Origin of the sequence: Ruegeria arenilitoris (assembly GCF_013035315.1) — a bacterium.
GTDB classification, from domain to species: Bacteria; Pseudomonadota; Alphaproteobacteria; order Rhodobacterales; family Rhodobacteraceae; genus Ruegeria; species Ruegeria arenilitoris_D.
Genome location: NZ_WQHP01000018.1, coordinates 1 through 8,150, shown reverse-complemented (window position 1 = coordinate 8,150; position 8,150 = coordinate 1). Strand labels below are relative to the sequence as shown.

The following is an 8,150-nucleotide window of genomic DNA, read 5'->3' as shown; positions in this document are numbered from 1 at the left end:
CAATGCTGTATTTTGGAACTGATACTATGGTCACAAGAGCGCAAATGATCGCAAAAACAACTGAGCTGAATATGCGCATTTTTGACAACCTTAAAGTGACTGAGCATGTTGAAGTCCAATGTTATTATGTGGTTCGCATGTGTGAACCTGACGCTACTCGAATGTATTGATGGGTGATGTTTTTAAGAAACACAGTGAACAGAACGCGGATTTACTTAATATGCCGCACATACGACGGCGCTCAATTACACAACCCGGCTTTTCAACAAGTTAGAGTAGAGAACTAGTAGAACAGTCCTCACAATTCCGGTTGCTCAAAAACATAAAGCCGCGATTTCTTGGCATCGTCTGTCAGGATATAGAGAAGCCCTCTGGTCTCATCGAGGGCGATCCCTTCGGGATGTTTAACTTCTTTTTGTTTTCCATCTTCTGTGAACGTCAAACTGATAGACTTTACGGACTTGGACTCTGGATTGTAGACGAAGATCTGACGGCTTTTGTCACTCACAATCCAAAGAGAACGCGAGGACCGGGACCATGCCAGGCCACTCAAATCCAGTTCATCATCATCTATACGCTCGGAGATAAAACCTGCATCGCGGGCTAAAGGAATGATCTCAATAATTTCGTCTAGCTCTGGCGATAACACCATTAACAACCTTGGTTGTCCCTCAATGCCAACGAAGACCCGCCCGGATTCCGGGTCAACGGCGATGCCTTCGGGTCCCTTGTTCAATGGGTTGCCGACGAGTAATGCAGCGGCGGTCGGGTAACCTTTAAGAGATGCGAGAGGTATTGTCGTCAGTTGAATGGGGTCAGTTGGGTGAACGACTAGGATTGATCGGTCAGTTTCTTGAAGCACCAAAACAGACCCATCCTTTCGAGGTGCAACACCCTCCAAATCTGATCCTGCCAATGCTGGCAACTTGAAAGAGTTTCCTAATACCCCGTCGACTCCGAGTAGGTGCAGTTTAGGTTCGGCATCACTTACAGACCACAAGAAGCCTTCAGCGTTAGACATTGCCAAACCGGAAGGCTCTGAAAATCCCTCTGATTTGTCTGCCACCTTGAATTTATCGACCAGAACCAAACCAGCACTTTCGGCGTAGGCAAAATCGGTCCAAGGCAAGAAGGCTGCCGCAACCAAGCTGGCCGTAAAAGCGAATCGTCTAAGTTTGCAGAAACACCGTGAAATTTCAGCTTTTGACGAAAACACTCTGTTTTCTGTCATTGGATTCTCTCGCGCTTGGACCACATCCCTGTATCAGCGTTCGTATCACAGTCCGGATACGATGTCCGAAGAATGCACTGTAATCTCTTTACCTGATCCCGCCTGTTGCGATTGAATTGAATAGGGCACGATGTGCTTTTGTTAAGCGTAAGCCTTTGGCTTGAGCAGGAAGGAAGACAAGTTGAATACGACCCTCACACTTGTGACCGTGTTGTTGATGCTGCTGTTGCCAGGTGCTGCGGTGTCACAAGTCGACCCTGCGACGATGCTGGCCGGGGCTTCGGGGTCAGAAATCGTTATCGAACGCCGGTGGACGCAGTTTCGTGGCAAACAGGAACTGTATTTCTTTACTCTCGATGTGATCGTCACGATCATTCTGGCTGGCTTGATCGTCTATCATCCGGTGAGACGTAAAGCCCGTAGAAGCGTCCGCGACATAGTTATGCCAAGGCTTTTCTTCCTGTATGCGCTTATCGGCATGGCGGTTGGTTTTCTGGTGGTTCAGCACGGGTCAATGATCGGTTTTGTCATATTTGGAATCGGAGCGTTGCTCAGGTTCCGCTCCAATCTCGATGATCCGGTGGACACTGTCGAAATGATAATCGTGACTGTTCTTGGTCTTGCGGTCGGTTTGGGCTTGCCGCTGATGGCCACACTGGTGGCGGTTGTATGTTGGTGTTTCATTTGGCTCGGTGGACGAAACAAGGGTGTGGAAGTTTCGCTCAAAGCTTCAGACGAAGAACACTCATTGAACGTCAGCGGGGCCATTGAAGCTATGGCCGCAGACGCTGGCTGGAAGCTGGTCAGAAAACACCACGTCCCCGGAAAGTCTCGCGTCTCATTGCTTTTCATCACCTCGGGAGGGCTTTCAGAAGCCCGGATAGAAGAGATGATAAACGATCTGGTCCCTGATAAAGTTGAGCTGAAACTCAACCTCTAGTCATTTAACAAGGTCCAAACGTTTCAACACCGCGTTCGGGGATCTGATCTCTTTCGGAAGCGACTTGAAGTTTACCGACCTTTCGAAATCGGGTCCTCGATATACTGCTATCCCAAACTCTCCGTTCGGCTGGAACGTAACATGAGTGAAGCTGTGAGGTGATCTGGCGCTATCGCCAATAAGCCGCCGCGGACCACCTCCCAAACAAGCTTGAGAGACATAAGCCACACCGTCTTTCCAACCGGGATAGAAGGCATGATGGTGGCCTGACAGATGCAGAACGACACCGCTTTCCAAATAGATTTTTTCAAGTGTCGGATCACCGATGATTTCGCGCTCGCGCTGGATCGCGAAGGGCCAAAGTGGGAGGTGACTGAAAGTGACAATCGGGTCCCCGTCTGCACCCAGTTCCTGTAGCCGGTCCTGCTGATCACCGGATAGCGGGCCCAGGGTCGTTGCATCCAGAGACGCAAACGTAATGCCCTGCATCTCAAATGCGTAGAAGAACGGGTAGTCATCCGAAACCAGGAAGTCGACGCTTGGTTTTCTCGGAGTCCATTCCTCTGCGTATATTTTTCTTTCACGCTCGAACCCTCGGTAGGCGGAGGCATCATGGTTTCCTGGTGTGACCGCAAATGGAATGCCGGCAGCCTCTAAAGGATCTGATACGGCCTCGTGAAACGCCTTCCACATCTCTCTGACCTGTTTGTCGGACAAATTGGGAATACGCTGTCCCGCAACCATATCTCCGGTCGAAATCACCAAATCGGGATCAATCTCGACAATCCGCTTAATCGCCTTGTCGACGCGGGCATCGTATTTCACCGAACCATAGCTGCCGTTCAGATCCGATATGACGATAACATCCAATGCCGCCGCTTTGCAGGCGAGCAGAGTGGTCCAAATGAACGCCGCAATAAGCGCAGAACACCTACGGTTCATAACAGTCCACAGCCTCTACCTCGGTGTCGTTTCTCAAAATGAATGCGACAGGATCCAAGTCGAACATCAAATCACCATTAGAACAATTGTCCTGGAGAATGGACGTTGCCAGCTCGGTGTTTTTCACAACTTGGGCAATCTGCCTATCTGACAACCCAATGCTCCGCGACAACCAGCCATAGACGGGACCTTGAGATTGAAGATCACTATTCAAAGCAATCAAGCGCCGGTAGGTGCTTGGAGAGAAGTGCCGCATTTTTTCCAGCATTTGAGTAGATTTCGCGAAGTTAGCATACTCGACCCGCCCACCAGCATCGTTGTCGTTTAGATTGCTGCGACGGATCAATGATGCCTCGGTGGGAATATCTCCATCGTTCGGCTGATGGTGATTGGCTTTCTTATGCTTCAGCTTTCCGTCTTCAACCCAATACCAATAGGGTGTGAAGTCTATGTTTCCTACACGGTCCTGCTGGCTGAAGATGAAGTCGAGTAGAACAATTTCGGTAAGTTCTTGCATCCAAAATGCCATCTGTTGGTCACTGACATCGGGGCCGAGATCCTTGTTGATCATCCGGTCTCTTCGACCTTCTCCGACGCCCACTACAATGGCCTCTGGCAAGGGTTTTGAAGAACGCAAAGCCAAGAAAGCAGGAGTTTCCTGAAAATCGCGGTTCTGACCTCTCCCCCAACCAGATTTACGGGTGCCGTTGATTTCCGAGCCGTATCGATGCCCAGGGCTATCAAGCAGCACACCGTAGATTTGCGTTCGATCTGCGGTGAACAGATCGTCGGTTGGCTGGTATGAGTTCGGGTCAGCATCCGCAGCTGCGAAGACCCGCCAGCCTTCATGGTTCATGCGCCCGCCATGAGAGCCACCAGAAATCGCAAGGCCAGGCTCGGCGACCTCGGAAAAATGCGCCTGGGCGTCCATGCTACGCCAAACGGCGACTGGAACTTTGACAGTCGCGTCGAAATATCTGGAGAAATGATAGTAAAGCAGCGACGAAGTGGAAAACGTTCCACTGGTGCCCTTTTGGTTCATGGTGGACTTGAATTTAGCGACCCTGTCCTTGGCCAGATCTTTCGCCGCCTTCCCCTCTTTGCAAGCGTTTCTCTCGAATTCAGAGCGGTTCCCCGTGTAGGGTCCTTCCGAAATATCGTAGACGGCCATTCCTGGGCTAGTGCTCCAGGTTTTTGGACAAATAGCAATTTCGGAGGCATAGAAATCGATCTCGCAATAGGCAGTTTCCTCCTCAAGATCGCTTTTCTTATACTCGCCCGTTGGAATTTTTTCGATCCGAATACAGCGTTCAGTAACGCCGTTGGGACTATCAAATGTCGTGGCTTCACCGAGAACATCGTCGTTCGCCCACAAGACAGTGGGTGCAATGAAAGCAAGTGACCCCAGAAGATTGAACTTCATTTGGATAGTCCTCCTGGAATCATTTAGGGCAAATCGCGGCCTGTTGTTCGGTGGAGATTTTCAACTTTGGGTTGACACTGAAGTTGGAGAATTTTGCGTCAATCCACTTGTCGCATCCGCCTGAACATGGGGCCCCGTTTCGGGCATCATTCCAATATTCCTTGGCCCTTTCTTCCGTCCAACCGCAGAACTGAACGAGCGCCATTGCCGACAATGCGCCCGAGGAATGAACGCCCCACATGCAGTGTACCAGGACAGGGCCCTTTCCAGGGTTTTCAATCACCTCGTGTATGGACGCCATAACGGCACCGGGTCGGGATGATCTGGCGCTTTGATAGTCAAAGGATCCGTTACCGCAACTAGTGCGACCGTATTCAGTGTTTTTGCCAAAGTCGGCGTAAAACCCGGTCGAAAAACCTTCACCGCACAGAGTTTCGCGTTGACCGTTACTTAGGCCAGTTCGATCCTTGTCGCCGCCCTTGAAACCGGATCGGTACAACACTCCGCTTAAGACTGGGCGAAAGAAAGCGACACCATCAACGCCTCCGTCGCCGCCCTTTGAAAGCATTTGGCTGTTGCTTGGACCGCCATTTCGACTGGTAACGTCAGAATTCGCAGCGGTCGCGAGAACACTAATGAATATGAGGGGCGCCAAAAACCGCATGCTAACTCCTTTCTATTCTTGAACCTTTGATGCTCAAACTCTTGCGACCTGATAGTCTCTCGGAAAGGCTAGTTCATGACAACCATATCAAGTGGGCAAATAGCTTTCCGCTGTGAAACTTTAGATGGGCCACACGAGATTGATGATAACGACGACTACGAAGTAGGCTAGAACAACTTTCCAGTTCCATTGGTGCTTGTTTTCTTCGTTGATCACGCCAGCCGATTTCAATACCAGGTTAGTGATGATTAAGGCGACAACGATGACCGCCGCGTGTGCCAGGTCGAATTGCAAGTTTGGGCTCCTTCTCTTGGATTTGGGATTGATGGAAATTTGTCAGCAGTCACCTGATGGCAGCATAGCTACATCTGAGTACCTTCCCTCAGACGTCGTGATCTGAGCACATGCACCTGTATCCTTGTTAAACCAGTACGAGGTCAGCCCTTCGCTTCGGATGAGTTCAAATCCGAGACTTTGGATGCCCATTTCAGCTTGGCCCGCTCTTGCCCCTTCAAATGGCGAAAGATCGCTAGAGCTGCCCACAGTTGGTGCACTTGAATCCACCGATCCGCCACTCTCTTCGCATGCTGCAAGTGCAGAAATACATACCGCGCCGATCACCATTAGGACATTGGTTCTCATGTGTTTTTCCTGGCTGTTTTGGGAACGTGTTCAAGGGCTTCTCGTCGATCACCTATTCAATTCCGAAAATTACGTTGTAGCCGACGGAAGAGTTGCTGCGATTGATAACCTCCACAACATGATCACCAGATTGCCAAAGCTGCCCTCGATACTCCTTGTCCGCCGACATTAATCCCAACAGTTCAGAACCATCGGGGTTACGAATAACGTAGTCTAAGGAGCCATTTCGCGGAGCAACGCGGACGTAAAGAAACTGTTCGTTTTTTGCCCCGAGAACATATTGCTGTGACGCTCCGGGCGCGAGTTCACCAACGAGTTCGGCGCCGGTGGAACCAGCATCGAATTTGACACGTTGGCTACCAGTAGACCCGGCGGCGCCTGCCATGGCTCCACCGCCATCATCCATCGCTTCGACAACCGACATCTCGCCGATGCTACCATCCTTGTACGCGATGCAGCGCCAAAGTGTTCCGCCTGCGTCTCGTAGCATGACGAGCGTGCCCGCTTCTGAGAACTCTGAGCTTTCAATCGTACCTGATTGACCGTCTGGTCCTCCAACCTGTCGCAAATGATCGATACACGCGTCGTCTGCTTCAGACATTGCAAAAGAAGCCGTGCCTGCGATTGCGAACATCGGTGCGAGGAATTTGAGTACAGCGAATTTCATCAGATGGTCCCTTGCTGGCTGATCCTTAGAGTTTTGTTCCGTACAAAGCGGAACCTCACTTCGCGTCTCGTAACTTTGACAGAAATTCATCGCATGCCTGCGCGCTGCCGACGATCTCGTCCGTCGTTTCAATTCCTTGCAGTGACGCCATTTCGGAATTTACGCGGTTGAGGATCTGATCCGCTTGCTCGGCGGTGATAAGGTTCTCAGCTTGTGCTCCTTTCAATGTGGTGCAGACACCGGCGGACAAGCCTGTCGCAACGCCGACACCCACCGCGGCCCCGCCACCCAAGGTCATCGCCCCAACCACGCCGAGGACGAGCCCGATCACAATTCCCAAGATTACTTTTCCCATGTTTTCCTCCCTTTTGGTGAGAAAGAGTTCAGCCACCACTACTGGCGCAATCTGCGTGCCCATCTGCAAATCAAAACCAGCGCTAACAGGTTGAGCGCCGGAGCAATCGCCGCGAACCACGGCTTGGCGGAATCCGAAAATAAGTCCGCCACAAGTATCCAAGGTAGTCCCAACGGCAGCAGGAACACTCCGGACAAAGGGTCTCGTTCCTGTCCCAACCAGCCAAATGTGCCCGTCAAGAATGCAACCAACGCCAACAGGTACATGACCGCGAATACGATGATGGTGGTTCTACAAACCAAGTCGAGCCTCAGCAGATCAAGCCAGTGCTGCGCAGCCGTGCTCCGCCGCGCACCAAACTGGTCACAATGCGCCTTCGTCGCCCAGGAATTCGATACCAGCGGTCGCGCCATCACTGTAGGCAATACAGTTCCAAGGAGCACGATCCTCGCCAACCCCGACTGTGACTTGTGTTCCAGCTTCGCTAAACGCGGATGAGAGCACAACGACTTGCGAATTGTTCGTTGTTTTGGCTACATCTCGTAAACACGCCTGTTGAGCGGGTGTGAGCTCGGCGGACGCGCTTGATGTACTCGTATCGTCGCAGGCCGCAAGCAGTGCGAAACATGTCGCGCCTGCAATCATCACCATCTTGTTAGACATTTTCTTCTCCCTCTGGTTCCCTTGAAATTAGTGAAATTGGATGCGCTTGTTTGAAGCTCCCGCGTCTGTGCAGCCAATTGAACATACCTTGATCCTGTGACTACCATTCCCAAAACTTGCCGCGGGGGGCTTGGTCGGCGGGAAGATATTTCGTTGACTATCGGGGCCGACAATAACGTGTGAAGGCCGAATGACGTCACTAGCAAATGCTAGAGCAAACTCTGGACAGAGGGCGAGTACGTTAAGTCTAAGCATCGCGTCCTCCCAGCGCTCAATCATTGTAAAGTGCCTTCCGACCGCCAGCACTCACTCCAGCAGTCGGAAGGGCTCGGCACAGCGAGCAGCAACGACAACAACGGAGGTAAAATAAAGTTGTGTCGAATTCGCATGTTTGAATCTAATTTTTGATAAATCAATATATTTTCCGCGCGTAAAATTATTTACGCTCTCTTGCGATAGGCTTCTGCTTTCAAACAAAAAGGTAAGAGGGAGCATCCTTAGGGGCGAGTGCGTTCTCCTGAGCGGCAAAGCGTTTGAGACCGCACAGAAAGTAAGAAAGGAGTGAAATATGGGATTTGGTGAATCCGTTAAATCGTGTTTCTCGAAATACTTCCAGTTCTCCG

General features: G+C 51.1%; 9 protein-coding genes. 1 reads left to right on the top strand and 8 read right to left on the bottom strand.

The features are described 5' to 3' along the window. Window positions 1–298: 298 nt before the first annotated feature. Complete coding sequence (locus tag GOV53_RS21085) at window positions 299–1,231, bottom strand: SdiA-regulated domain-containing protein (protein ID WP_170470501.1); 933 nt, start codon at window positions 1,229–1,231, stop codon at window positions 299–301. Between the two features lie 214 nt (window positions 1,232–1,445). Here GOV53_RS21085 and GOV53_RS21080 point away from each other — a divergent pair, with 214 nt between their 5' ends. Further along, window positions 1,446–2,171, top strand: coding sequence for a hypothetical protein (locus tag GOV53_RS21080; protein WP_170470499.1), 726 nt, complete (start codon window positions 1,446–1,448; stop codon window positions 2,169–2,171). On the opposite strand, the gene GOV53_RS21075 is transcribed toward GOV53_RS21080, so the two are convergent. The 7 genes from GOV53_RS21075 to GOV53_RS21045 form a co-directional block, all read right to left on the bottom strand. Further along, entirely contained in the window at window positions 2,172–3,113 is a 942-nt protein-coding gene (locus tag GOV53_RS21075; protein WP_170470496.1) for a metallophosphoesterase family protein, read from the bottom strand. Beyond that, window positions 3,103–4,536 (bottom strand): hypothetical protein, encoded by a 1,434-nt coding sequence (locus GOV53_RS21070; RefSeq protein WP_170470493.1) that lies wholly within the window; start codon window positions 4,534–4,536, stop codon window positions 3,103–3,105. Before GOV53_RS21070 ends, GOV53_RS21075 begins: the two co-directional genes overlap by 11 nt. A gap of 784 nt (window positions 4,537–5,320) precedes the next feature. Next, window positions 5,321–5,494 carry a hypothetical protein gene (locus GOV53_RS21065; RefSeq protein WP_170470490.1) on the bottom strand — a complete coding sequence of 58 codons (174 nt, stop codon included), beginning with the start codon at window positions 5,492–5,494 and terminating at the stop codon, window positions 5,321–5,323. 42 nt (window positions 5,495–5,536) lie between these two features. Next, complete coding sequence (locus GOV53_RS21060) at window positions 5,537–5,842, bottom strand: hypothetical protein (RefSeq protein WP_170470487.1); 306 nt, start codon at window positions 5,840–5,842, stop codon at window positions 5,537–5,539. 52 nt (window positions 5,843–5,894) lie between these two features. Continuing rightward, complete coding sequence (locus tag GOV53_RS21055) at window positions 5,895–6,509, bottom strand: hypothetical protein (RefSeq protein WP_170408626.1); 615 nt, start codon at window positions 6,507–6,509, stop codon at window positions 5,895–5,897. Window positions 6,510–6,564: 55 nt separating this feature from the next. Beyond that, entirely contained in the window at window positions 6,565–6,927 is a 363-nt protein-coding gene (locus GOV53_RS21050; protein ID WP_170470484.1) for a hypothetical protein, read from the bottom strand. 300 nt (window positions 6,928–7,227) lie between these two features. Next, window positions 7,228–7,527: a hypothetical protein gene (locus GOV53_RS21045; RefSeq protein ID WP_170470481.1), complete on the bottom strand. Its 300-nt coding sequence runs from the start codon at window positions 7,525–7,527 to the stop codon at window positions 7,228–7,230. Window positions 7,528–8,150 lie beyond the last annotated feature (623 nt).

Excerpts from the sequence above, each read along its gene's own strand:
- GOV53_RS21085 (WP_170470501.1), bottom strand. The coding sequence starts at position 1,231 with ATGACAGAAAACAGAGTGTTTTCGTCAAAAGCTGAAATTTCACGGTGT.
- GOV53_RS21075 (WP_170470496.1), bottom strand. The coding sequence starts at position 3,113 with ATGAACCGTAGGTGTTCTGCGCTTATTGCGGCGTTCATTTGGACCACT.
- GOV53_RS21070 (WP_170470493.1), bottom strand. The coding sequence starts at position 4,536 with ATGAAGTTCAATCTTCTGGGGTCACTTGCTTTCATTGCACCCACTGTC.
- GOV53_RS21060 (WP_170470487.1), bottom strand. The coding sequence starts at position 5,842 with ATGAGAACCAATGTCCTAATGGTGATCGGCGCGGTATGTATTTCTGCA.
- GOV53_RS21055 (WP_170408626.1), bottom strand. The coding sequence starts at position 6,509 with ATGAAATTCGCTGTACTCAAATTCCTCGCACCGATGTTCGCAATCGCA.
- GOV53_RS21050 (WP_170470484.1), bottom strand. The coding sequence starts at position 6,927 with ATGGGCACGCAGATTGCGCCAGTAGTGGTGGCTGAACTCTTTCTCACC.
- GOV53_RS21045 (WP_170470481.1), bottom strand. The coding sequence starts at position 7,527 with ATGTCTAACAAGATGGTGATGATTGCAGGCGCGACATGTTTCGCACTG.